The organism is Agrobacterium genomosp. 2 str. CFBP 5494 (assembly GCF_900013495.1).
GTDB lineage: Bacteria > Pseudomonadota > Alphaproteobacteria > Rhizobiales > Rhizobiaceae > Agrobacterium > Agrobacterium pusense.
In genome coordinates this window covers 1291738-1315187 of record NZ_LT009719.1, presented here as the reverse complement: position 1 = coordinate 1315187, position 23450 = coordinate 1291738, and the positions used below count along the sequence as shown (strand labels likewise).

The following is a 23450-nucleotide window of genomic DNA, read 5'->3' as shown; positions in this document are numbered from 1 at the left end:
ACGGCGTCGTTCAATCGGTGCGTTCGAGCTCCGATCTGCTTTTCAGAACCTTGCCGCCATCTTCCTGTTCGATGAGATAAGCGGGTTCGTCTTTGCTGGCCTTACGCTTTATCGTGGAACCGGAAATCGTTCTTTCGACATCTTCGGTAAAGACTTCAAGGATTTTCCCTTCACCTGTACCCGTGCCCCAGTTCCAGCGGACCTTCGTACCCTTGCGATATCCAGACATGACCATCTCCGTGCCAAAGACGATCAAAGCCGGCTAGGCGGGTTTGTTCCCCTCAATCGTCCTCAAGCGTGAGCCGGAACTGTGCTGCCTCGAGATCCTTCGGCGGCTGCATGCCCAGATGTTTCCAGGCCGTGGCGGTCAGGATACGCCCGCGCGGCGTGCGCTGGATGAAACCCTGCTGGATCATATAGGGCTCGATGATATCCTCGATCGCGTCGCGCGGCTCCGACAGTCCGGCGGCAATGGTCTCGATGCCGACCGGGCCTCCGCCAAAATTGACGGCGATCATGGTCAGATACCGCATGTCCAGTTGGTCAAGACCCATATTGTCGACCAAGAGCCGCGTCAAAGCCTCGTCGGCGATATCCCGGGTAACGGCTTCCGCCCGCGCCACCTCGGCAAAGTCGCGCACCCGGCGCAGAAGCCGTCCGGCAATGCGGGGCGTGCCACGCGCCCGCCTCGCCACTTCACGGGCACCCTCATCCGTCATGGTGAGACCCATCAGCCGCGCACCGCGACGGACGATAAGTTCCAGTTCATCAACCGTGTAAAAGGACAAACGCACGGGAATGCCGAAACGGTCGCGCAGCGGTGTCGTCAAGAGGCCGAGGCGGGTGGTGGCGGCGACAAGCGTGAATTTGGAAAGATCGATCTTCACCGAACGCGCCGCCGGGCCTTCCCCGATGATCAGATCGAGCTGGAAATCCTCCATCGCCGGATACAGGATTTCTTCCACGGCCGGGTTGAGCCGATGAATTTCATCGATGAAGAGAACATCGCGCTCTTCAAGATTGGTCAGGAGCGCGGCGAGATCGCCCGCCTTGGCGATTACCGGCCCTGAGGTGGACTTGAAGTTCACTCCAAGCTCCTTGGCCATGATCTGCGCCAGCGTGGTCTTGCCGAGGCCGGGCGGACCGACGAACAGCACGTGATCCAACGCCTCGCCACGATTCTTGGCGGCCTCGATGAAGACCTTGAGATTGGCGCGCGCCTCCGCCTGCCCGGTAAAGTCGTCCAGCGACTGCGGACGGAGGGTGGTGTCGATGTCCTCACCGCGCTTTTCCGGGGTGATCAGTCTGTCCGCATCGCTCATTCAGGGCATTCCATTATTTCTAGAATTCATGAGGTCGTCTTCGCCGCTATAACATGGCTGTCGCGCCAAGGCCTGTCACGAAATTCAACACCGCATCCGGACGCTTGTGTAACGCCCTCACCTTACCGTGAAAGCTCCTTCAGCCCCAGCCGGATCAGCTTGGCGCTATCCGCGCCCTCACCGCCATTTTTCAGCGCCGCGGCGACCGCATTGGCGGCCTGGTCACGCGAATAGCCGAGATTGGTGAGTGCAGATACGGCGTCCGCCACCGGCGCGGAGGCTACACCCTCCCCGAGTTCCTGCTTCAGTCCGATGGCCCCGGACGCCTCGCCCGCGAAAGCCGGGGCCTTGTTGCGCAATTCGGTCACGAGGCGCACGGCCACTTTGGGCCCAACCCCCGGCGCACGCGATATTGACGCCTTGTCCTGCAGCGCTATGGCATTGGCAAGCTCGGTGGGCGACAGGGTGGAAAGCACCGCAAGAGCGACTTTCGATCCGACGCCCTGCACGCTCTGCAAAAGGTTGAACCATTCCCGCTCCAGCGCCGAAAGAAAGCCGAAAAGCTTGAGCTGGTCCTCTCGTACATAGGTTTCGATGAAGAGGATCACGGCCTCTCCGACGGAGCCTATTTTCGACAGCGTGCGCGCCGAACAATAGGCGACGTAACAGACGCCATGCACATCCACCAACACGTAATCCGTGCCGATTTCCTCGATGCTGCCCTTCAGTTTTCCGATCATGATCGCGCCCGCTGCAATGAGACTTAAAATTAACCGGCCGCCAGCAGCCGACGCATCCTGTCACCGCCGCGATTATGGGCGTGGCAGATTGCGATCGCGAGGGCGTCCGCCGCATCGTTACCCTTGAACTCGGCCTTCGGCATCAGGATTTTCAGCATCATGTGAATTTGCTGCTTTTCACCATGCCCCACACCGATGACAGCTTTTTTCACGGCGTTCGGCGCATATTCGAACACCGGCAAACCGGCACGCGCCGGAACAAGCATGGCGATGCCGCGCGCCTGTCCGAGTTTCAGCGTGGCCACCGCGTCCTTGTTGACGAAAGTCTGCTCCACAGCCGCCTCATCGGGCTGATGGCTGTGCACGATTTCCGCCAAGCCGTCATGAAGCTGGCAAAGCCGGGAGGCGAGATCCATGTCGCCATCTGAAGTCACCGTGCCGGAAGCGACGAAACGCAGGCTGTTTCCCAATGTGTCGATCACGCCCCAGCCGGTGCGCCGTAGTCCGGGGTCGATGCCGATGATCCGAATCGTCTTTTGCATGAGGTACCTTATCTTTCCGGCCGCGAGACTGCCAGCGATAAGTGAACAAAACGACAACATTCCCGGATACAGACGTCGAGTCAGGACCAAAGTTGTGCCAGTACCGACCTTTGGCAAAGGCCAATTTTTTTGATCCATCCTTCAATTCTACGCGACTTGTCTGGTAAATCCGCAGGCGCGCCTTACATCCGCTGCAAAGACCCAGATTACGCAGGAGCGTCGGATGATCCCCTTTTCCCTTCTCGATCTTTCGCCCATCGGCGAGGGCGAGAGCGTCAGCGCGGCGCTCGAAAACTCCCGCCGGATGGCGATCAAGGCTGAAGAACAAGGTTATAACCGCATATGGCTGGCCGAACATCACGGCATGCCGGGCATCGCAAGCGCCGCGACGTCGCTCGTTATCGCCCATGTGGGTGCGGCCACGAAACATATCCGCGTCGGCTCGGGCGGTATCATGCTTCCCAACCACTCCCCGCTCGTCATTGCCGAACAGTTCGGGACGCTTGCAGCACTTCTGCCCGGCCGGGTCGATCTTGGCCTGGGCCGCGCCCCCGGAACGGATATGCGCACCGCACGGGCGCTGCGCCGTAATCTCGACGCCGGTGCGGAGAATTTCCCGCACGACATCGTCGAATTGCAAAGATATCTCGGCCCGCCCCAGCAGGATCAGGCGATCCTCGCCGTACCCGGCATGAATTCGAACGTGCCTCTCTGGCTGCTCGGTTCCAGCACCTATAGTGCGCATCTGGCCGCAGCCCTTGGGCTGCCCTATTCCTTCGCATCCCATTTTGCCCCTGACATGCTGATGGAAGCGATCCATATCTATCGCGAGCGCTTCCAGCCCTCCGAGGTGCTGGACAAGCCCTATGTGATGGTGGGCGTGATGGGTGTCGGCGCCGATACCGACGAGGAGGCGCAGCATCTCTTTACCTCGTCACAGCAGCAATTCGTCAATCTGCGGCGCAATGTGCGGACGCAGTTCCCGAAGCCCGTGCACAACATGGAAGGCTACTGGAACGAGATGGAGCGCTTCTCCGTGGAGCATACGTTGCGTTTTGCCGCCGTTGGCGCGCCTGAAACGATCCAGCGTCATCTCGACGGTTTTCTGGCTGAAACACAGGCTGACGAACTGATTGTCTCGATGCCGATCCACGACATCGAAAAGCGGCTGCGGTCGGTCGAGATTTTCGCCGACGTGCGGACATCCATCAAAAAGGCCGCCTAAACAAAAAGCCCCGGAGCGGATCGCTGCCGGGGCCTTTTTTAGGAACGTGAAAACGTCAGGCGGAAAGCTTGGCGAGAATTTCTTCCGACACTTCGAAGTTCGAATAGACGTTCTGCACGTCGTCATCGTCTTCGAGGTTGTCGATGAGTTTCATCAGCGACTGTGCCTTTTCTTCATCTACCGGTACCGTGTTCTGCGGCTTCCAGATGGCCTTGACGCTTTCGGCTTCGCCCAGCACGCCTTCCAGCGCCTTGGACACCTCGTTCATCGCTTCGAAACCGCAGATGATGATGTGCCCGTCTTCGGAAGATTCAACATCGTCCGCACCGGCCTCGATGGCCGCTTCCATCACCTTGTCTGCATCGCCGACTTCCGCCTTGTAGGAAATCTCGCCGACACGGTCGAAGGAGAAGGAGACCGATCCGGTTTCACCCAGCGCACCACCAGCCTTGGTGAAGATGGATCGTACATTGGAGGCAGTGCGGTTACGGTTGTCGGTAAGCGCCTCGACGATGACGGCGACGCCGCCAGGGCCGTAGCCTTCGTAGCGGACCTCATCATAGTTCTCGCCTTCGGCACCCGCAGCCTTCTTGATGGCACGTTCGATATTGTCTTTCGGCATGGACTGGGCCTTGGCGTTCTGGATGGCCAGACGCAGGCGCGGGTTCATGTTCGGGTCGGGCATGCCCGTCTTGGCCGCAACGGTGATTTCGCGCGCAAGCTTGGAAAACATTTTGGACCGCACGGAGTCCTGCTTGCCCTTGCGGTGCATGATGTTCTTGAACTGTGAATGACCAGCCATGGAAAACCTGATTTATCGTAATTTGGAGATTGCGGGCCTTATAAGTGCGATAGGCTCATCGTTCAAGCCCGCAGGCGCTTTCTCTTGCCGCAACAACAGAAGGAACTGATTTATCCGCTCTTCGTTCTGATCATGAACGCGACGGAGAAGGCCATCTTGTCCACTCCGCCGCAGCCCCAAACCGGAAGGAGAAGACATATGGTCAGCCTGACTGAAGCAAGAGAAGCCCCGGCCCGCCAGCTCTGGGACGAGATCAATTCCGTCCATGCCGGCATGCTCGGCCTTGAGGGCCTGCACAGTCACATGCAGCCTATGGCGCCCCACGCTGACCCCAAGACCAACACGATCTGGTTTTTTTCCAAAAAAGACACGGATCTGGTAAAATCGCTCAAATCCGGATCCCGTGCGCATTTCTGCCTTGTGGGGAAGGATCATGATTATCACGCCTGCCTTTCGGGCGTACTCGAAGCGCGCGATGACAAATCAAAGATCGACGAATACTGGAATTCAGTCACCGCCGCCTGGTACGAGCACGGCAAGAGCGATCCGCAACTGACCATGCTGGCGTTGCATGTCGATGATGCCGATATCTGGGCTTCGACGGACAGTACGCTGAAATTCGGCTGGGAAATCGCCAAGGCAAACATGTCGGATGACAAGACGCCCGACGTCGGCGTTCGCCAGCACCTCACCTTCGCCTGAGAACCCGCTCCCCGAGCCTTTCCCCGCCCGTCGCCATTTACATGCCTTTCGGCACCAGTATCTGCGGCTGGCGAGGAAGGTTTCTCATCGAGACCCGGATGACCGGATCGCTTGCATAGGCGATAGCGAAATTTTCGCCAAACATGGTCAGAAACTGCTCCAGCGGCGGGCCGGTGCGATGCATCGGCAGGATCAGCGCAGAGCGCAGGCGCTTGACCACCCTGCTCATGCTGTCGGCCCCCATGGTCAGACCACCATCGACAGGCACCATCAACACATCCAGGCGGCCGATCTCGGCATAATGCGTGTCCGTCAACTCATGATGCAGATGGCCGAGATGGCCAATACACAGCCCGGCAACCTCGAAGATGAAGATGGAATTGCCGTTTTCCTGAAAAGACTCATAATCTCCCCAGCGGTTGCGGATGTCGGTTGAGACATTGCGGATGTAAACGTCGCCCACGAGCACCTTGTGCTCGGCTTTTTCTCCCGGCGTATCGCTCCAGCCATGCAGCACATATTGAATGGCCGGGTCCGGATTGAGGGTGAAATGTGTTGAATGCGCCCGGTTCATGGTCACCACCGTCGGCATGACGGGAGGGCGATAGACGCCGTTATAATCCGTGGCAATCGTTACCCCGCCGGGACTTTCGATCAGGTAGGTGGAGTGGCCGATGAAGCTGATTTTCACCTCTTCCTTCGCCGTGGCCTGAGCCAACTGAACATTGCGCGCATCGAAGCGCGCGAACATCACGCCCGGAATGGCGCTGGCGATCGCCTGGCACTGGCTGACGGGAGGACGGCTCGCCGACTGGGAAAAGGCCGCTCCCGAACAGGCGATCAGTCCTGTTACTGCAAGCATTAGCACGCGCAACATCATGCCACTCCCCTGAACTTGCGAAGCTGAGAGGATGGGACAGGTTTTGCCGAGCGTCCAGTTACATCAGCAACTGAAGGCTAGCACTCTCGTCATTGTGAACGCTTCGGCGGGATCAAACCCAGAAGGAAGGCAGCGTTTCCGAAAGTCGTGGCCCGATGCGCAGTGGCGCAATTTTTTCCGCAAGCCCAGTCCGGTCGGAAATCTCCACCCCGACACCGCAGATCGTGGCAGGCCCGCTCGCTGCCTCAAAGCGGCCCTTCGGCATCTTGGAGATAAAGCGGTTGATCGGCTCTTCCTTGTCCATTCCGAGTGAACTGTCATAATCGCCGCACATGCCCGCATCCGACATGTAGGCGGTTCCGCCGTTCAATATCTGTGCGTCAGCCGTCGGAACATGGGTGTGGGTGCCGACGACGAAGCTTGCACGGCCATCCACGAAATGTCCGAAGCACTGTTTCTCGCTGGTCGCCTCGGCGTGAAAATCGAAGATGATGGCATCCGCCTGCTCCTTCAGCGGGCAGGCAGCAAGAATGCTTTCCGCCGACTTGAAGGGGTCGTCCAGCTCCGGATGCATGAAGACCCGCCCCATGATGTTGGCGACCAATATGCGTGCGCCGTTGCGTGCATAAAAAATGCCCGAGCCCTTGCCCGGCGTACCCTCGGGGTAATTGGCGGGCCGCAGGAACTGGTCATGGCGCTCGCAGAAGGAAACCGCCTCTTTCTGATCCCAGACGTGATTGCCGGTGGTGACAACATCGGCACCGGCATTGATGGTCTCGAGATAGATATCCTCGGTGATACCGAAACCACCAGCAGCGTTCTCACCGTTGACGATGACGAAATCCAGCTTCAGATCGGAAATCAGCCCCGGCAATCGCTCCCAGACAGCCGTGCGTCCGGTCTTGCCAACCATGTCTCCGAGAAAAAGAAGCCTCATTCACCCGCCCCGATCTTGCGCATGTTTCGATATTTCGTCCCCTCTAACGGGTAATCCATCTTTTAAAAAGTGCTAAAGCGCCTTTTGCTCACTATCGGAGATCGACAACGGGGCTGAAAACCAGCGCAGACCGCTTTCTGTCAGAATGGCGTGAAGCGAGACATCGTGCGGTTCCGCGGGGATGTCTGCCACTTCCTGGCAGTCAAAGGCGACACCGATGAGAACGGGCTGCTTGCCCTTGGCGTGCAACCGCGCGATGGCGCGGTCATAATGGCCTGCGCCATAACCAACCCGTTGCCCGTGTCCGTCGAAGACGGACAGAGGTACGAGCAGTATATCGGGATCGAGAAGCTCCGCATCCTCACCCGGACCGGTCGTGCCGAAGCCGGTCTTCACCAGCGGCGTATCCCTCTCGAAAGCCCTGAAGACAATGGTTTCACGATCCAGCACAACGGGAAGGACGAGACGTCCACCCCTTGCCCGCAACGCTTCCATCAGCGGACGGGTATCCGCCTCCGAGCGGATCGGCATGAAGCCGGAGATGACGGTCCCCGGCACAAGGGGAATATCCCCGGCACCGTGGGCGGTAATGAACCGGCTCTTCTCGTGCCGTTCCGCCAGTGTCAGAGCATCTCGCGCGGCGAGCCGTTCGCCGCGCAACCTTGCTTTTTCGGCAACGTCACCGGGCATCAGGCGGCCCGGCTCACGAGAACCTTGTCGATGCGGTGACCATCAAGGTCGATGACCTCGAAACGCCAGCCGTTGCGGGTTACATGTTCACCCAGTTCCGGCAGGCGACGGAACTCGTCCAGGACAAGTCCGGCGACGGTCTCGAACTCGGCGTCCTCATTGATCTGGAAGCCCATGCGATAAGCGAACTCATCGGCAGGCATCCAGCCGGCAACGAGGAACGAACCGTCCTCGCGCTCGACCATGGCCGGCTCTTCGTCGTCATCTTCCTGAAAGGCACCGGTAATGGCCTCCAGCACGTCGCCGGAGCTGATGATACCTTCGAAATGGCCGTACTCGTCATAAACGAGGACCATGTGCACGGTGGAGCGACGCAGCGACTGGATGACGTCAACGGCGCTCGTCAGGTCGGACACGACGGGCACCTCGCGCAGAAGCTCACGAATGTTGAGCTCCTTGCCGGAGGCCAGCGCATCAAAGGCGTCCTTGGCGAAAAGCACGCCAAGAATTTCGTCGGACGCGCCGTTGCGCACCGGCAGACGCGAACGCTGCGTCCCGCGAAGCTGCTCGCGGATTTCTTCGGCGCTGTCTTCGATATCGACCACTTCCACGTCGCGACGCGGCGTCATCAGGCCGCGCGCGTTGCGGTCAGCAAGGCGCATGACGCTGGTGATCATCGCCGATTCTTCGGTCTCGATCACGCCGGCGCTATGGGCTTCGGCCAGGACAGTGCGAATTTCATCGTCGGTAACCGACGCGTTGGATTCGCCACTATGGCCGAGAAGCGCCAGAATGGCCTTACCCGACCGGTCGAGCAGCCACACCAGCGGCGCGCCGACCTTGGACAGTAGCATCATGGTAGGCGCAACACGCGCGGCAATCTTTTCAGGGTCGCGCAACGCAATCTGCTTTGGCACCAGTTCGCCGACGATCAGTGACAGGTAAGTAATGGCGACGACGACCGAGCCGACGCCAATTGCATCGGCCGCACGGTCAGGAACACCCTGCTCCAGAAGCCACGCCGTAAAGCGGGCACCGAGCGTGGCGCCGGAAAATGCGCCCGAGAGGACGCCGACCAGCGTGATGCCGATCTGCACTGTAGAAAGAAAGCGTCCGGGGTTTTCGGAAAGGCTGAGCGCCTGTGTGGCGCCCTTGCTGCCTTGCGTGGCAAGCACCTTTAGCCTCGCCGGTCTGGAGGAGACAACGGCAAGCTCGGACATGGCAAGCACACCGTTCAATACGGTGAGCAGGACCACGATCATAATTTCAGTAAACAAGTTTAGCTCTTTGGGCTGTTGAACGGCACGTCGCGGTTTTGGCCGCAGCGCCCCTTTTTAAAGGGCATGACAGACATACCAATCCGGATAATAGGGAATTGTTCCGCCATTGCAATGACAGGAATATAAAAAAGCCGTGCCCGGCAGTTATGAAAAATGACTGTCGACTATATCGAGGGTACAGGGAAGCATCGGAATTGTCCCGAAACTTCAAGCGCGTTCCACGGCGACCGATGGAGATTTACGATCCTGGGTGCCTACAAAAGTAGGTGGGCACCGTGTGTCCAGCCCCACGGGACTGGCCAGGGACAGCTCCCTTTGGATCGAGTATGGCCCCAGGGATTGTGGTTCCTGTCGAGAAGCGCAGAACGCATTCAAGATATAGGACGGATCGGGAAAAACCGCCAGAGGCGCAGAGCGAAATTTTATCGCTTCGGATTCCGGATGATCAGTGTGCCGCCGGTTTTGGGCGGTCCAGCAATTTTTCGGTAATGCCGTTCAGCCGGTCGGCCAGATCGCCGATGGCAAGCGCCACCATCTCATCCGACTTCGCCTTGTGCTCGGCCATGCCATCGCGATTGCGGGAGAGGGATGCGACCTCACCTTCCAGCTTCTCGATCTTGCGATTGAGCTCGGAAAGCTCGTCCATCACCATGATACCGGCCATCACAGTTAGCCTCAGGTCGCCGATTTCTCCGAACTGGCTCTTTAGATGCCCCACATACCGGTCGAAACGGGTGGCAAGGTCGGTCAGGTGGTCTTCCTGGCCTGCTTCGCACGCCATGCGATAGGCCTTTCCGTCGATCATAACAGTAACTTGCGCCATGATACCGCTCCTATCGATCCAGCACCGCGCGGATCGTCTCCATGGCCGTCACCAGCCGGCGCGAAACCTCGCGATTGACTTCTTCAAGACGGTTAGCGCGAAACTCGGCCTGGTCCAGTTCCTGCGCCAGTCTGGCGCGGTCTACATGGACGCGCTTCACCTCGTTATCGATCTCGCCGGTCTCTCTCTGCCGCTCGATACGCATATCGATGGCATTTTCGAGATTTGTGATGGCAGCATTCAGCTCCGTCAGCGCAGATTGTAAGGTCTTCTCAGCCGACATCGTTTTTTCCAACTCGCACGCCACCGGCCGAATCGTCCGGTTTCAGGCCATTTAAACGCTAACGAGGTTATTACCCGATTTACCATCCCGTCAATCAAACCAGTGCATTGTGGCGTTTTGCTCTGTGGATGAACGAAGAAACCGGGCCGGGCGGGACACGAAATCCGTTCCAGCCCCCGCTTTGCGAAACGATTTTTATCGACCGCAGAACCGCAATTGCCCGTCGATTTATTGACTTGCCTGCCTCACCTGCTATGGATCAACCCGCTTTTTGGATAGTTGCGTAAAACTATCTCCTTTCACCCGGAAACAGACGGAAAAGCCATGATTTCTCGCGACAAACACAACCGGATGGCAAATGCGATCCGCTTTCTTGCCATGGATGCAGTGGAGAAGGCCAATTCAGGCCATCCCGGTCTGCCGATGGGCGCCGCTGATGTCGCCACCGTTCTCTTCACCCGTTATCTGAAATTCGATCCCAAGGCGCCGCTCTGGCCGGATCGCGACCGTTTCGTGCTGTCGGCAGGTCATGGTTCGATGCTTCTTTACTCGCTGCTCTATCTTACGGGCTACGAGGACATGACGATCGACGAGATCAAGCGTTTCCGTCAATTCGGTTCCAAGACCGCCGGCCATCCTGAATATGGCCACGCCACCGGCATCGAAACGACCACCGGTCCGCTCGGCCAGGGCATCGCCAACGCCGTGGGCATGGCAATCGCCGAACGCAAGCTGGAAGAGGAGTTCGGCTCCGACCTGCAGAGCCACTTCACTTATGTACTGTGCGGCGACGGCTGCCTCATGGAAGGCATCAGCCACGAAGCCATCGCGCTTGCCGGCCATTTGAAGCTTAACAAGCTCGTTCTCTTCTGGGATGACAACAACATCACCATCGACGGCGAAGTTGGCCTCTCCGACAGCACCGATCAGATTGCCCGTTTCCAGGCGGTTCACTGGAACACCATCCGTGTTGACGGCCATGATCCGGATGCGATCGCCGCTGCCATCGAAGCCGCACAGAAATCGGACCGCCCGACCTTCATCGCCTGCAAGACCGTCATCGGTTTCGGCGCGCCCAACAAGCAGGGCACCCATAAGGTTCACGGCAACCCGCTCGGCGCAGAAGAAATCGCTGCGGCCCGCAAGAGCCTGAACTGGGAAGCCGAAGCTTTCGTCATTCCGGAAGACGTGCTGGATTCATGGCGTCTTGCCGGTCTGCGCTCCACCAAGACGCGTCAGGACTGGGAAGCCCGCCTCGAAGCCGCTGAAGCCGGCAAGAAAGCCGAGTTCAAGCGCCGCTTCGCCGGCGACCTGACGGGCAATTTCGATAGCTCGATCGATGCTTTCAAGAAGAAGATCATCGAGAACAACCCGACCGTTGCGACCCGCAAGGCCTCGGAAGACTCGCTCGAAGTCATTAACGGCGTGCTGCCGGAAATGATCGGCGGTTCTGCCGACCTGACGCCGTCCAACAACACCAAGACCAGCCAGATGAAGTCCATCACGCCGACGGACTTCTCCGGCCGTTACCTGCACTACGGCATCCGCGAACACGGCATGGCTGCTGCCATGAACGGCATCGCACTGCATGGCGGTCTCATTCCTTATGCGGGCGGCTTCCTGATCTTCTCGGACTACTGCCGTCCGTCGATCCGTCTTGCCGCGCTCATGGGCATCCGTGTCGTCCACGTTCTGACGCATGATTCCATCGGCGTTGGTGAAGACGGCCCGACCCACCAGCCGGTGGAGCAGATCGCTGCCCTTCGCGCCATTCCGAACCTGCTCGTCTTCCGCCCGGCGGATGAGACCGAGACGGCGGAATGCTGGCAGCTGGCGCTGGAACAGAAGCATCGTCCGTCTGCGCTGGCCCTAACCCGCCAGAACCTTGCACCTTCGCGCAAGGAATATGAAGAGAAGAACCTGTCTGCTTACGGCGCCTACGAACTCGTTTCCGCCAGCGACGCCAAGGTTTCGATCTTCGCTTCCGGTTCGGAGGTCGAAGTGGCTCTGAAAGCGGCCGCAACGCTGAAGGACAAGGGCGTATCCGCCCGCGTCGTTTCCGTTCCCTGCTTCGAACTCTTCAAGGAACAGCCGGAAACCTATCGCAACGCCATCATCGGCAAGGCTCCGGTCAAGATCGCGGTGGAAGCCGCCATCCGCCAGGGCTGGGATTATTTCATCGGTAACGATGGCGCTTTCGTCGGCATGCACTCCTTTGGAGCGTCCGCGCCGGCGAAGGATCTCTTCAAGCACTTCGGTATCACGGCAGAAGCTGTCGTCGCCGCAGTCGAGGCAAAACTTGCGTAAGGGCTTCCCAAGCCCTCACCATTCAGCAAAGACCAAGCCCATTCTTGATCGGGAGACTGTAAATGACTGTAAAAGTTGCCATTAACGGCTTCGGCCGCATCGGCCGCAATGTTTTGCGCGCCATCGTCGAATCCGGCCGCACCGATATCGAAGTCGTCGCCATCAACGACCTCGGCCCGGTTGAAACCAACGCTCACCTGCTGCGCTACGATTCGATCCACGGCAAGTTCCCGGCCGACGTCAAGGTCGAAGGCGACACCATCATCGTTGGCGGTGGCAAGCCGATCAAGGTGACGGCCGTTCGCGACCCGGCAACGCTGCCGCACAAGGAACTGGGCGTCGATATCGCGCTTGAGTGCACCGGCATCTTCACGGCCCGCGACAAGGCTGCTGCCCATCTGACGGCCGGCGCCAAGCGCGTCATCGTTTCGGCTCCCGCTGACGGCGCCGACCTCACCGTCGTCTTCGGTGTCAACCATGACCAGCTGACGAAGGATCACCTCGTCATCTCCAACGCATCCTGCACCACCAACTGCCTCGTGCCGGTCGTGAAGGTTCTCGATGACGCCGTTGGCATCGATCATGGCTTCATGACCACGATCCACTCCTACACCGGCGACCAGCCGACGCTGGACACCATGCACAAGGATCTGTACCGCGCCCGCGCCGCAGCCCTGTCCATGATCCCGACCTCGACAGGCGCCGCAAAGGCTGTTGGCCTCGTCCTGCCACACCTCAAGGGCAAGCTTGACGGCACGTCGATCCGCGTTCCGACCCCGAACGTGTCGGTCGTCGACTTCAAGTTCGTGGCCAAGAAGAGCACGACGGTTGCCGAAATCAACGCAGCCATCAAGGCGGCTTCCGACGGCCAGCTGAAGGGCATCCTCGGCTATACCGACGAGCCGCTGGTTTCCCGCGATTTCAACCACGACAGCCACTCGTCGATCTTCGCCAATGACCAGACCAAGGTCATGGAAGGCAACTTCGTGCGCGTCCTGTCCTGGTACGACAACGAGTGGGGCTTCTCCAACCGCATGTCGGATACGGCTGTCGCCTTCGCGAAGACCATCTAACGAATACCCATCAGTCGATGCATTCCGGCGGGAGCGATCCCGCCGGATTTTTTATTCCCGGTTTTCCTCTACAGTGCCGCCATGTTTTCAATTTCCTGCCTTTGTCTGGTCCATTTTGAAACGGACAAGGGACTCAGGGATAACGGTCGTGCGCAATGCACTTCGGCCCTGCCGCATCTTTCGATACACCCCGCCTTGCGTTACCTTTCAACGCCGCCGACCGAGCGCTGACAGACCGCAACCCGTGGCGCATTGACTGCGAACGTGCAGAGCAATCATTGCGGTGGCCAGCGCGGCGTGAAAGAGGCGGTGGACGTGGAATCATTTTATCTGTTGTTGCTGGTGGCAACTGTTCTTGTCCTCGTCGCCGCCTTCTCGAGCCTCATCGCCTACCGCTTCGGCGCGCCGCTGCTGCTGCTTTTCCTTGTGATTGGACTTGCGGCGGGTGTGGACGGACTCGGTATCGAATTCACCAACAACCCTCTCGCCTATATGCTCGGTTCGCTGGTACTTGCCGTCATCCTGTTCGACTCCGGGTTTGGCACGTCGATCCAGTCTTTCCGGCTTTCCGCGGCACCGGCAACGGCGCTTGCCACGGTCGGCGTTATTCTCACATCCGTCTTTTTCGCGGGCGCAGCCGCCCTCCTGCTCGGGCTCTCCTGGCTAGAGGGCCTGCTGCTCGGCGCCATCGTCGCCTCCACCGATGCGGCAGCGGTGTTTTTCCTGCTGCGCATCGGCGGCATCCACATCCGCGATCAGGTGCGCTCCACGCTGGAGGTCGAATCCGGCACCAACGATCCAATGGCCATCTTCCTCACAGTCGCCCTGGTCGAGATCATCGCCAAAGGACAGGGCCTGGCCGGTATCGACAGCGGTTTTCTGCTGCTTTTTGTTGAGGAAATGGGCCTCGGTGTGATCGTCGGCGTGCTGGGCGGTCTCATGATCGCCGCCGTGGTCAACCGTTTTGCCGCCGATCGCGGGCTGGCGCCGATCTTTGTGCTTGCGCTGGCGCTGCTCGTGTTTTCCTTCACCGGCACGATTGGCGGCAGCGGCTTTCTGGCGGTCTATGTCGCCGGCATTGTCGCCGGCAATCGCAGGATCTTCGCCAAGGAAACGATCCGTCGCTTCCACGAAGGGCTGACGTGGCTGGCACAGATTATCATGTTCCTGATGCTCGGCCTGCTTGCCACGCCGTCGCAGTTTCCTGCAATCGCAATTCCAGCCATCCTGCTGGCGCTGTTCCTGATCTTCGTCGCCCGTCCGCTCGCGGTCTGGCTCAGCCTCATGCCGTTTAACTACACCCAACAGGAAACCTCTTTCGTCGCCTGGGTGGGCCTGCGCGGCGCCGTCTCCATCCTGCTTGCCATCATGCCCATCCTCGGCGGACTTGATGACGCCCAGATCTATTTCAATGCCGCCTTCATCATCGTGCTGGTATCGCTCCTCGTGCAGGGCTGGACCATCAAACCGGTGGCAACAAGGCTGGGGCTGATCGTGCCGCCGCGCATGGGCGAGGTGGACAAGCTGGAGGTTGACCTTCCCGGCACGGCCAATCACGAACTGATTTCCTACCGCGTGGCAAAGGGCAGCGCCATCCTGCAGGGCGAGCGCATTCCCCGCTGGGCGATGCCTTCGCTGGTGGTGCGTGACGGCAAATCGATTCGCTACCAATATGCCGGGCGGCTGCGTGAAAATGATCTTGTCTATCTCTTCATCGCCCCCGGTTATTCCCGCCTGATCGACCGGCTCTTCGCGAGCGCCCTGCCCGTCGCCGATGACGACGCCGATTTCTTCGGCACCTTCGCGATCTCTCCCGCCCGGCCGGCGAAGGAGCTTGATGCCGCCTATGGTCCCGGCCTGCTTGCGCCAGCAGAACAGGCAATGAGCATCGCAGAACTCATCGAGACACGTCTTGCCGGACGGGCCGATTATGCCGACCGCGTGCGCCTCGGCTCCATCGTCCTGATCGTGCGGACTTTGGACGAACATGAGGCGATAGCTGGTGTCGGAATTTCGCTGGAGCCGGTCGAACCGGCTACCACCCTGCCGATCTTCATCAGCTTCTCGGAAATTTTCAAACGGGTGCGCGACTATCTGGCGCAGCGGCGTCAGTCGCGTTCCACCGCTACCGCACAAGACGTGGTCGCACCTTCAAACACCGTGAGAGAAAATGAAGCCTGACCGGCTTGCGTCGGCAATCAGGCATAGTATGGTCCCTGCCGAACTCGCAACAAATCAGGATCGACCTATGCCCGCTTTCAAGACCATCGATGACCTCAACGACATTGCCGGAAAGCGCGTTCTCGTCCGCGTTGATCTCAACGTGCCGGTCGCGGATGGCAAAGTTACGGACAAGACCCGTATCGAGCGGGTCGCGCCGACCATTCTGGAACTTTCTAAGAAGGGCGCAAAGGTTATTCTGCTTGCCCATTTTGGCCGTCCGAAGGGCGAACCCGTGGCTGACATGTCGCTTTCCCAGATCGTACCAGCAGTTGAGGAGGTGCTGGACCATGCCGTCTCGTTCGCGTCCGACTGCATCGGCGCGCCGGCGGCGAAGGCCGTTGCGAAACTGAACGACGGCGACATCCTGCTTCTGGAAAACACGCGCTTCCACAAGGGCGAAGAAAAGAACGATCCCACCTTCGTCGAGGCTCTGGCGGCCAATGGCGATATCTATGTCAATGACGCCTTCTCCGCCGCGCATCGCGCCCACGCCTCCACCGAGGGCCTCGCCCGCCACCTGCCCGCCTATGCCGGCCGCACCATGCAGGCAGAGCTTGAGGCTCTGGAAAAGGGCCTCGGCCAGCCGGTGCGTCCCGTCGTCGCCATCGTCGGCGGCGCGAAGGTTTCAAGCAAAATCGATCTTCTGATGAACCTCGTGAAGAAGGTCGATGCCCTCGTCATCGGCGGCGGCATGGCCAACACCTTCCTCGCCGCCCGTGGCGCCCAGGTTGGAAAATCGCTCTGCGAGCACGATCTGGCCGAAACCGCAAAGCAGATCATGATCGAGGCCGCGACTTCCGGCTGTGCCATCGTGCTGCCGGAAGACGGGGTCGTTGCCCGCGAATTCAAGGCCGGTGCGGCCAGTGAAACGGTCGACATCAATGCCATTCCCGCTGACGCCATGGTGCTCGATGTCGGCCCGAAGTCGGTTGAAAGCATCAAGGCCTGGATTTCACGCGCGGAAACGCTGGTCTGGAACGGGCCGCTCGGCGCCTTCGAAATAGAACCCTTCGATGCAGCCACCGTGGCTGCCGCAAAACATGCCGCCGAATGCACGAAGGCCGGCAAGCTCGTCTCCGTCGCAGGCGGCGGCGACACCGTGGCCGCGCTCAACCATGCCGGCGTTTCCGAGGATTTCTCCTATGTTTCGACCGCCGGCGGCGCCTTCCTTGAATGGATGGAAGGCAAGGAACTGCCGGGCGTTGCCATCCTGACCGCCGCCAAGTAAACTTATCTCACTTGCCTGACACGAGGCCGGACAAGCGATGCTTGTCCGGCCTCGTCTTTTGGTAAGTGCACGCGGGAGGAAAAGTTTCAAACGATTGAAATCATTTCAATCGTTTCAATGAGTTAGCGTGCCATTTCCCTGCCCTGGAACTTCTGTTATCGGAAATTTATTGTGCCTTGGGAGAATAGCAAATGACCGAACGTCTCGAAGACATCGCAATCAAAATGGTCGCCGACGGCAAGGGCCTGCTCGCCGCCGACGAATCCACGGGAACGATCAAAAAGCGTTTCGACAGCATCAATCTGGAGTCCACCGAGACCGCCCGCCGCGACTATCGCGAGATGCTGTTCCGTTCCGACGACGCCATGAAGAAATATATCTCCGGCGTCATTCTCTATGAAGAGACCCTGTTCCAGAAGGCTGCCGACGGCACACCTTTCGTTGATATCATCAAGGCGGCTGGCAGCCTGCCGGGCATCAAGGTGGATATCGGCGCCAAGCCGATGGCCTTCCACCCGCATGAATTCATTACCGAAGGCCTCGACGGTCTTTATGAGCGCCTGCGCAAGTACCACGAAGCCGGTGCGCGCTTCGCCAAGTGGCGTGGCGTCATCACCATCGGTGAACAGCGCCCGAGCTGGGGTTCGATCAAGGCAAACTCCCAGTCGCTCGCCCGTTATGCCGCTCTCTGCCAGCAGGCGGATATCGTGCCGATCGTTGAGCCTGAAGTCCTGATGGACGGCGAGCCGGGCACGCACGACATCGACCGCTGCGCGGAAGTCACGCAATGGGTTCTGCAGACCGTCTTCGCGGACCTCTTCGACGCCCGCGTGAACCTCGAAGGCATGATCCTCAAGCCGAACATGATCATCGACGGCAAGAAGGCCCGCAAGGCTTCCGTCGAGGAAGTGGCGGAAAAGACCGTGAAGGTCCTGAAGGCGACCGTACCTTCCGCCGTTCCGGGCATTGCCTTCCTTTCCGGCGGCCAGTCCTCCGAAGAGGCAACGGCGCATCTCTCCGCCATGAATTCCGGCTATGACCTGCCCTGGTCTCTCACCTACTCCTACGGCCGCGCGCTTCAGGATACGGCCCTCAAGACCTGGGGCGGCAAGCAGGAGAATGTCGCTGCCGGCCAGCGCGCCTTCACGCACCGCGCCGCCATGAACAGTCTGGCGGCCAAGGGCAACTGGAAGCAGGAACTCGAAAAGGCAGCCTGAGGCTTCGCTCCAGAGCTTTGGTGAATGAAAGCCGCCTCCCGGGGCGGCTTTTTCTTATGGGCGCAGAAGCAGCGTTACCGACCAGATGACAAAGGCGGTAACCGCTATCTTCCAGCAATCGCCCCGTTTCTTCAGCCCCGGCAGGCCGAGCGGCCGGATAATCTGGACGGCCATGGCCAGCAGTAAAAAAAGGCCGATCGCCTTCGTCATTTATTGAGCCTTTTCTTTATTTCTGCATCGTCACAGGCTGGACATTTTTACCGTTCACCAGAAGAGTGCAACTCATTCGGGTAACTCCCGTTGTATGACCTGTCCGACCGTCCGTCCGAACGCATGAGAGTGTTGTCATGAGCAGAAATCTTCTACCCGTATTCGCTCTTTTATCCAGCACTCTGTTTCTCTTTCTCGGCAACGGTCTTCAGGGCCTCGTGCTGCCAGTGCGTGGCTCGGCAGAAGGTTACTCCAACGAGATCCTCGGTTTCCTCGGAACCTCTTGGGCTGCGGGCTTCGTTGTCGGTTGTTTTGTCGCGCCGGCCATCGTGCGCCGTGCCGGCCATGTGCGGGCTTTTGCGTCTTTCGTCGCATTGGTATGCCTGACCGTGCTCATGACCGGTCTCATCGTTGATGACGTCTGGTGGATTACGCTGCGTGCGCTTACCGGCTTCTGCACCGCCGGCACCTCAATGATCATCGAAAGCTGGCTGAACGAGCGCGCCACGAACGAAAGCCGCGGCATGATCTTTTCGTTCTATATCGCCATCACGCTTCTGGGTGTCGTGGCAGGACAGATGATCGTGCCGATGGGAGATATCAGCAATACTTCGCTGTTCATGATCTGCGGCATCATTTATTGCATCGCCATTCTGCCGGCAACGCTTTCAAAGGCGGCCAGTCCACAGCCTTTGCAGAAGGTGAAACTGGATTTGCCGGCGCTCTATCGCAACTCCCCGGTCTCCTTCGTCGGCATTTTGATGATCGGCATCGCCAACGGTGCGTACGGCACGCTCGGCGCCGTCTTCGGTGCCCGGGCAGGCCTGGATCCGACCATGATCGCCATCATGGTGTCCGTCACGATTTTCGTCGGCGCATTGGCGCAGTTCCCGGCGGGTCGCCTTTCGGACAGGATAGACCGTCGTTACGTGCTGGCCGGCCTCGCGGGGCTTGGCGCCGTCGCGGGACTTGCGGTCGCAGCCGTGCAGCCGCATCACGTCTACGTTCTAATTCCGATGATCGCCGTTTACGGTGCAGCCGCCAATGCGCTCTATCCCATAGCCGTGGCGCACGCCAACGACTTTGCGGCGTCCGAGGATTTCGTCAAGGTTTCAGGCGGGTTGCTGTTGCTTTACGGCGTCGGCACCATTATCGGACCGACGCTCGGCGGCGCTGTCATGACCTATTCCGGGCCCTATGCGCTGTTTCTGGTCACAGCCGTCGCCCATATTTTGATTACTGCCTATGCCATTATCAGAAGCCGCAGGCGCGCCGCGCTTTCAACCGACGAGAAGGACAATTTCTCGACGATGATGCCGACGACGCCTTCGCCGCTGGTGACACCGGAGAGTATTGCGCTTGACCCGCGCGCGCCGCAATATCCTGGCGAGGATGGGGACTACGTGGAAAAAGGAGCAGGCATATGAGCCTCTTTGACGACGACCGCCCGCAAAAACCCGCTGCACACCAGATTGGCAGCGATCTCAGCCTCCTCTCCGTGGACGAACTGGACAGCCGGATCGAGCTTCTCCAGGCCGAAATCACCCGACTCGAAGAGGAAAGAAAGCGGAAATCCGCGGGAAGACAGGCGGCGGAGAATCTTTTCCGATCCTGATGCGCGGTGACCAATAAACCCGGCCCGCACGTGCCTAACGGCAGAATCGGTTAAACGTACGTTGCAAAATAAGAGGTTTTGGGTCAGTCTTTCGTTTACCATTAACCAAAAATTAAGCTTTCTGAGAGATTACTATACATGTCCAGTTCTTCTGGATTTCAGGCATCTTCTCCATTCGGCGAATTGGTCTGATTTTTCTCCCTGTTTTACCTTGAGAGCCGCTTTCGCGGCTCTTTTTTTGCCGCCGCCGGCTTCGGTAAAACTGTGGGTATTAACCCTTCTTTAATAATTGCCTTGCGCATTTCAGGTAAAGATACCATCCTGAAAACACTAAAGGCCGGAACAAAATATCCGGATCGTCGTTGCCTGACAGTGTGGTTCGTGAGCAGGGATTTAAAGAAATGTCGGAACAGGTTTTAAATACCATAAGCTTTGCGGGGCGCGCGGCTGCTTCCAACCAGTTCAAGACCCTCTATACCGAAGGCATGACCCTGGTGGAGGAAACTGCAAGCTATCTCGACGGCGCCGGCCGGGCCGCCTCGAAAGTTTTGCCGCGCATGGCCTCAGTGCTTTATGCCGCGGAATCGATGCGCCTCACGACTCGCCTGATGCAGATGGCCTCCTGGCTGCTTCTCCAGCGCGCCGTCAACAACGGTGAAATGACCCGCGATCAGGTTTTGAGCGAGAAGAATAAGGTTCGCCTCGACAGCTTCAACGTCGACCGCAACGCGCCCGGCTGGAACGACCTGCCGGAGTCCTTCCGCGATCTTATCGAGCGCTCGCTGCGTCTCCAGAACCGTATCGCCCTGCTCGACCGCGAAATCTATCGCCCCTCCGAAGCCGCGAAGGTGCCGGACAATGAGAACAGCGTTCAGGCGCAGCTCAACCTTCTGCGCACGGCTTTCTCGATCAACTGAGAAAACACCACATTGAGTGGACAATTTGAAAGCAGGCTCACCGGCCTGCTTTTTTTGTTTCAGCGGTCATGCGCGTAGATGACGTCGCCAAAACAGCGCAACAAAAAAGCCCGGTAAAACCGGGCTTTTTTAACATCCGTCCGCAAGGGAATCAGAGGCCGAGGCCGCCGAAACGCTTGTTGAACTTGGAAACGCGACCACCGCGGTCCATAAGCTGCTGGTTGCCGCCCGTCCATGCCGGATGGGACTTGGGGTCGATTTCAAGGTTCATGACGGCGCCTTCCGAACCCCAGGTAGAGCGGGTTTCGTATTCGGTGCCATCGGTCATGACCACCTTGATCGTGTGATAATCGGGATGGATATCAGCCTTCATGACAATCTTCCTGGTTAAGTGACGTGCGGTCCATTTGCCGCAATTGCGTCAACTGAGCCAATTCAATAAATGAAGCCATAGTCCAGATGGGCTATGGCTTCCCAATTCGATGCGGAGCCTATACATGAAGGTCGCCGAGATAACAAGAGCCTGCTATCCCCTTGTGAAAGGAGATGGCTGCCGGGCAGGAATTTTACCGCAGACCGGAAATTCGCCCGCAAAAGGCCGAAAAATGGCGAAGAACGAGGAGCATAGAGGACGTGGCAGACATCGAACAGCATAAAGCGGTGAAACAGAGAAGCCTGAAACCGCTCCTTGGCCTGTTTCCTTATCTCAGGCGTTATCGTCGCTTGATGGCTGCGGCTCTTTTTGCACTTGTTCTGTCTTCCGCCACGACTCTCGCCTTGCCGCTCGCCGTTCGCCGCATCATCGATCACGGTTTTCAGACGCCTGATGGCGGTATGATCAACAGCTACTTCGCCATGCTTTTGGCCATTGCGGTTGTTCTCGCGCTCGCCAGCGCCATGCGTTATTATTATGTCATGACGATCGGCGAGAGGGTCGTCGCCGATCTTCGCCGCGATGTGTTCGCCCATCTCACCACGCTGTCACAGCAATTCTTCGATGCCAACCGCTCAGGCGAGCTCACCTCGCGACTGACGGCCGACACGGTGCAGATCCGCTCCGCATTCGGCTCATCTGCGTCGGTGGCGTTGCGCAACATCATCATGTGCTGCGGCGCCGTGGCGATGATGATCTATACCAGCCCCGGTCTTTCCGGACTCGCGCTGCTGGCCATTCCCTTTATCGTTTTTCCCCTGATTGCCTTCGGGCGCTCGGTTCGCGCCCGCTCCCGTACGACACAAGACACATTGGCCAACTCCGCCGCTTATGCTTCCGAGACGATTGCGGCGAGCCGCACCGTACAGTCCTTCAATGCCGAGACGCTGGCGAATGCCCGTTATGGCGCTTCGGTGGAAGCGGCCTATCAGGGCGCACGCGCCGCCATCGGCGCACGCTCCATCCTCACCGCCGTCGCCATCACGCTCGTCTTCGGCAGCGTTGTCGGCATTCTCTGGTATGGGGCGCAAAGCGTCCTGTCCGGTAGCATGACCGCGGGAACGCTCGGTCAGTTCGTGCTTTATTCGGTCATCGCGGCCAGCGGCCTTGGCCAGCTCTCGGAAGTCTGGGGAGAACTGGCGCAGGCCGGCGGCGCGGCGGAACGGCTGTCCGAACTGCTGGACGAGCGCTCGCCGGTTCTCGATCCCGTCGCGCCCGTCACTCTGCCCCAGCCACCGCGTGGCGAAGCCGCATTCGAGAATGTCGATTTTGTCTACCCGCTCGCGGCAGGACGGGCGATCGTCTCCGGCCTCTCCTTCAAAGTCAGTGCCGGCGAAACCGTCGCCATCGTCGGACCCTCCGGTGCGGGCAAGAGCACGGTCTTTTCGCTGCTGATGCGATTTTACGATCCGCAGCAGGGCCGTATCACCATTGACGGCGCTGATATCCGCGACGTCAAGCTCGCCGATCTGCGGGCGCGTCTATCCATCGTCCCGCAGGATGTGGCGATATTCGCCTCCTCCATCCATGACAATATCGCCTTTGGACGGCCTGACGCGACACGGGAAGAAGTGCGCGCCGCCGCCATCGCCGCGCAGGCCGACAGCTTCATCGAACGCCTTACCGACGGATATGACACCCAGGTGGGAGAGCGCGGCGTGACGCTTTCCGGCGGGCAGCGCCAGCGCATCGCCATTGCCCGCGCCATCCTGCGCAACGCACCTATCCTGCTTTTGGACGAGGCCACCTCGGCGCTCGACGCGGAAAGCGAGACACTGGTACAGAAGGCTCTCGATGAGCTCATGAGCAGCCGCACCACCATTGTCATCGCCCACCGCCTTGCCACCGTTCTCAAAGCCGACCGCATTCTGGTGATGGATGAAGGCCGCATCATCGAGGAAGGCACGCATCAGAGTCTCATTCGCCAGAACGGTCTCTATGCCCGGCTCGCCCGTCTGCAATTCCAGACGGGGCCCGAAGAACTGCGCGCACAGGCCTGAG

24 protein-coding genes and 1 other RNA gene are annotated in these 23450 nt (G+C 59.2%); 11 read left to right on the top strand and 14 right to left on the bottom strand.

What is annotated here, in order from left to right; all coding sequences use genetic code 11:
* Positions 1-10: 10 nt before the first annotated feature.
* The 4 genes from AGR2A_RS20880 to ruvC all read right to left on the bottom strand — a co-directional run bounded on the left by AGR2A_RS20880 (position 11) and on the right by ruvC (position 2604).
* Positions 11-229 carry a DUF2945 domain-containing protein gene (locus tag AGR2A_RS20880; protein ID WP_004445742.1) on the bottom strand — a complete coding sequence of 73 codons (219 nt, stop codon included), beginning with the start codon at positions 227-229 and terminating at the stop codon, positions 11-13.
* A 52-nt stretch (positions 230-281) separates the two neighbouring features.
* Positions 282-1322 (bottom strand): Holliday junction branch migration DNA helicase RuvB, encoded by a 1041-nt coding sequence (gene ruvB, locus AGR2A_RS20875; RefSeq protein WP_072493292.1) that lies wholly within the window; start codon positions 1320-1322, stop codon positions 282-284.
* Positions 1323-1444: 122 nt separating this feature from the next.
* Positions 1445-2062, bottom strand: a complete 618-nt coding sequence (gene ruvA / locus AGR2A_RS20870) for a Holliday junction branch migration protein RuvA (RefSeq protein WP_004445745.1) — start codon at positions 2060-2062, stop codon at positions 1445-1447.
* Positions 2063-2091: 29 nt separating this feature from the next.
* The gene (gene ruvC / locus AGR2A_RS20865; RefSeq protein WP_004445748.1) at positions 2092-2604 is read right to left on the bottom strand and encodes a crossover junction endodeoxyribonuclease RuvC; all 513 of its coding nucleotides are present in this window, start codon (positions 2602-2604) and stop codon (positions 2092-2094) included.
* A 223-nt stretch (positions 2605-2827) separates the two neighbouring features.
* Here ruvC and AGR2A_RS20860 point away from each other — a divergent pair, with 223 nt between their 5' ends.
* Positions 2828-3829: an LLM class flavin-dependent oxidoreductase gene (locus AGR2A_RS20860; RefSeq protein WP_072493293.1), complete on the top strand. Its 1002-nt coding sequence runs from the start codon at positions 2828-2830 to the stop codon at positions 3827-3829.
* A gap of 55 nt (positions 3830-3884) precedes the next feature.
* On the opposite strand, the gene AGR2A_RS20855 is transcribed toward AGR2A_RS20860, so the two are convergent.
* A complete protein-coding gene (locus AGR2A_RS20855; protein WP_004445751.1) occupies positions 3885-4631 on the bottom strand; it encodes a YebC/PmpR family DNA-binding transcriptional regulator in 747 nt (248 codons plus the stop codon).
* A gap of 198 nt (positions 4632-4829) precedes the next feature.
* On the opposite strand from AGR2A_RS20855, the gene AGR2A_RS20850 reads away from it, so the two are divergent.
* Positions 4830-5333, top strand: a complete 504-nt coding sequence (locus AGR2A_RS20850) for a pyridoxamine 5'-phosphate oxidase family protein (RefSeq protein WP_004445753.1) — start codon at positions 4830-4832, stop codon at positions 5331-5333.
* A 37-nt stretch (positions 5334-5370) separates the two neighbouring features.
* Here AGR2A_RS20850 and AGR2A_RS20845 read toward each other — a convergent pair whose 3' ends face one another.
* The 7 genes from AGR2A_RS20845 to AGR2A_RS20810 form a co-directional block, all read right to left on the bottom strand.
* Complete coding sequence (locus tag AGR2A_RS20845; protein WP_072493294.1) at positions 5371-6213, bottom strand: MBL fold metallo-hydrolase; 843 nt, start codon at positions 6211-6213, stop codon at positions 5371-5373.
* Positions 6214-6325: 112 nt separating this feature from the next.
* A complete protein-coding gene (locus AGR2A_RS20840) occupies positions 6326-7150 on the bottom strand; it encodes a TIGR00282 family metallophosphoesterase (RefSeq protein ID WP_004445757.1) in 825 nt (274 codons plus the stop codon).
* A gap of 72 nt (positions 7151-7222) precedes the next feature.
* Complete coding sequence (locus AGR2A_RS20835) at positions 7223-7840, bottom strand: 5-formyltetrahydrofolate cyclo-ligase (protein WP_072493295.1); 618 nt, start codon at positions 7838-7840, stop codon at positions 7223-7225.
* Entirely contained in the window at positions 7840-9102 is a 1263-nt protein-coding gene (locus tag AGR2A_RS20830) for a hemolysin family protein (protein ID WP_004445761.1), read from the bottom strand. Before AGR2A_RS20830 ends, AGR2A_RS20835 begins: the two co-directional genes overlap by 1 nt.
* A 229-nt stretch (positions 9103-9331) precedes the next feature.
* Positions 9332-9490, bottom strand: a non-coding RNA gene (gene ssrS, locus AGR2A_RS20820) — 6S RNA.
* Between the two features lie 75 nt (positions 9491-9565).
* Complete coding sequence (locus AGR2A_RS20815; protein WP_004445763.1) at positions 9566-9943, bottom strand: cell division protein ZapA; 378 nt, start codon at positions 9941-9943, stop codon at positions 9566-9568.
* A 10-nt stretch (positions 9944-9953) separates the two neighbouring features.
* Entirely contained in the window at positions 9954-10226 is a 273-nt protein-coding gene (locus tag AGR2A_RS20810) for a DUF4164 domain-containing protein (RefSeq protein ID WP_004445765.1), read from the bottom strand.
* A 324-nt stretch (positions 10227-10550) separates the two neighbouring features.
* On the opposite strand from AGR2A_RS20810, the gene tkt reads away from it, so the two are divergent.
* From tkt to AGR2A_RS20785, 5 genes are all read left to right on the top strand, one after another.
* Complete coding sequence (gene tkt, locus AGR2A_RS20805; RefSeq protein ID WP_072493296.1) at positions 10551-12533, top strand: transketolase; 1983 nt, start codon at positions 10551-10553, stop codon at positions 12531-12533.
* A gap of 62 nt (positions 12534-12595) precedes the next feature.
* Positions 12596-13606: a type I glyceraldehyde-3-phosphate dehydrogenase gene (gap, locus tag AGR2A_RS20800; RefSeq protein WP_004445768.1), complete on the top strand. Its 1011-nt coding sequence runs from the start codon at positions 12596-12598 to the stop codon at positions 13604-13606.
* Between the two features lie 315 nt (positions 13607-13921).
* Positions 13922-15787: a potassium/proton antiporter gene (locus AGR2A_RS20795; protein WP_072493441.1), complete on the top strand. Its 1866-nt coding sequence runs from the start codon at positions 13922-13924 to the stop codon at positions 15785-15787.
* Positions 15788-15854: 67 nt separating this feature from the next.
* The gene (locus AGR2A_RS20790; protein ID WP_072493297.1) at positions 15855-17057 is read left to right on the top strand and encodes a phosphoglycerate kinase; all 1203 of its coding nucleotides are present in this window, start codon (positions 15855-15857) and stop codon (positions 17055-17057) included.
* Positions 17058-17248: 191 nt separating this feature from the next.
* The gene (locus AGR2A_RS20785; protein WP_004445772.1) at positions 17249-18274 is read left to right on the top strand and encodes a class I fructose-bisphosphate aldolase; all 1026 of its coding nucleotides are present in this window, start codon (positions 17249-17251) and stop codon (positions 18272-18274) included.
* A gap of 54 nt (positions 18275-18328) precedes the next feature.
* On the opposite strand, the gene AGR2A_RS29680 is transcribed toward AGR2A_RS20785, so the two are convergent.
* Positions 18329-18484, bottom strand: a complete 156-nt coding sequence (locus AGR2A_RS29680; protein WP_167378234.1) for a hypothetical protein — start codon at positions 18482-18484, stop codon at positions 18329-18331.
* 137 nt (positions 18485-18621) lie between these two features.
* Between AGR2A_RS29680 and AGR2A_RS20780 the strand changes: the two genes are divergently transcribed.
* The 3 genes from AGR2A_RS20780 (at position 18622) to rcdA (ending at position 21016) form a co-directional block, all read left to right on the top strand.
* Positions 18622-19911 carry an MFS transporter gene (locus AGR2A_RS20780; RefSeq protein WP_072493298.1) on the top strand — a complete coding sequence of 430 codons (1290 nt, stop codon included), beginning with the start codon at positions 18622-18624 and terminating at the stop codon, positions 19909-19911.
* Positions 19908-20099, top strand: coding sequence for a DUF1192 domain-containing protein (locus AGR2A_RS20775; protein WP_004445779.1), 192 nt, complete (start codon positions 19908-19910; stop codon positions 20097-20099). Before AGR2A_RS20780 ends, AGR2A_RS20775 begins: the two co-directional genes overlap by 4 nt.
* 401 nt (positions 20100-20500) lie before the next feature.
* Positions 20501-21016, top strand: a complete 516-nt coding sequence (rcdA, locus tag AGR2A_RS20770) for a protease adaptor protein RcdA (RefSeq protein WP_003506184.1) — start codon at positions 20501-20503, stop codon at positions 21014-21016.
* Between the two features lie 151 nt (positions 21017-21167).
* On the opposite strand, the gene rpmE is transcribed toward rcdA, so the two are convergent.
* A complete protein-coding gene (gene rpmE, locus AGR2A_RS20765) occupies positions 21168-21389 on the bottom strand; it encodes a 50S ribosomal protein L31 (protein WP_003497640.1) in 222 nt (73 codons plus the stop codon).
* Between the two features lie 260 nt (positions 21390-21649).
* Between rpmE and AGR2A_RS20760 the strand changes: the two genes are divergently transcribed.
* Positions 21650-23449 carry an ABC transporter transmembrane domain-containing protein gene (locus tag AGR2A_RS20760; RefSeq protein ID WP_080823446.1) on the top strand — a complete coding sequence of 600 codons (1800 nt, stop codon included), beginning with the start codon at positions 21650-21652 and terminating at the stop codon, positions 23447-23449.
* Position 23450: the final 1 nt, after the last annotated feature.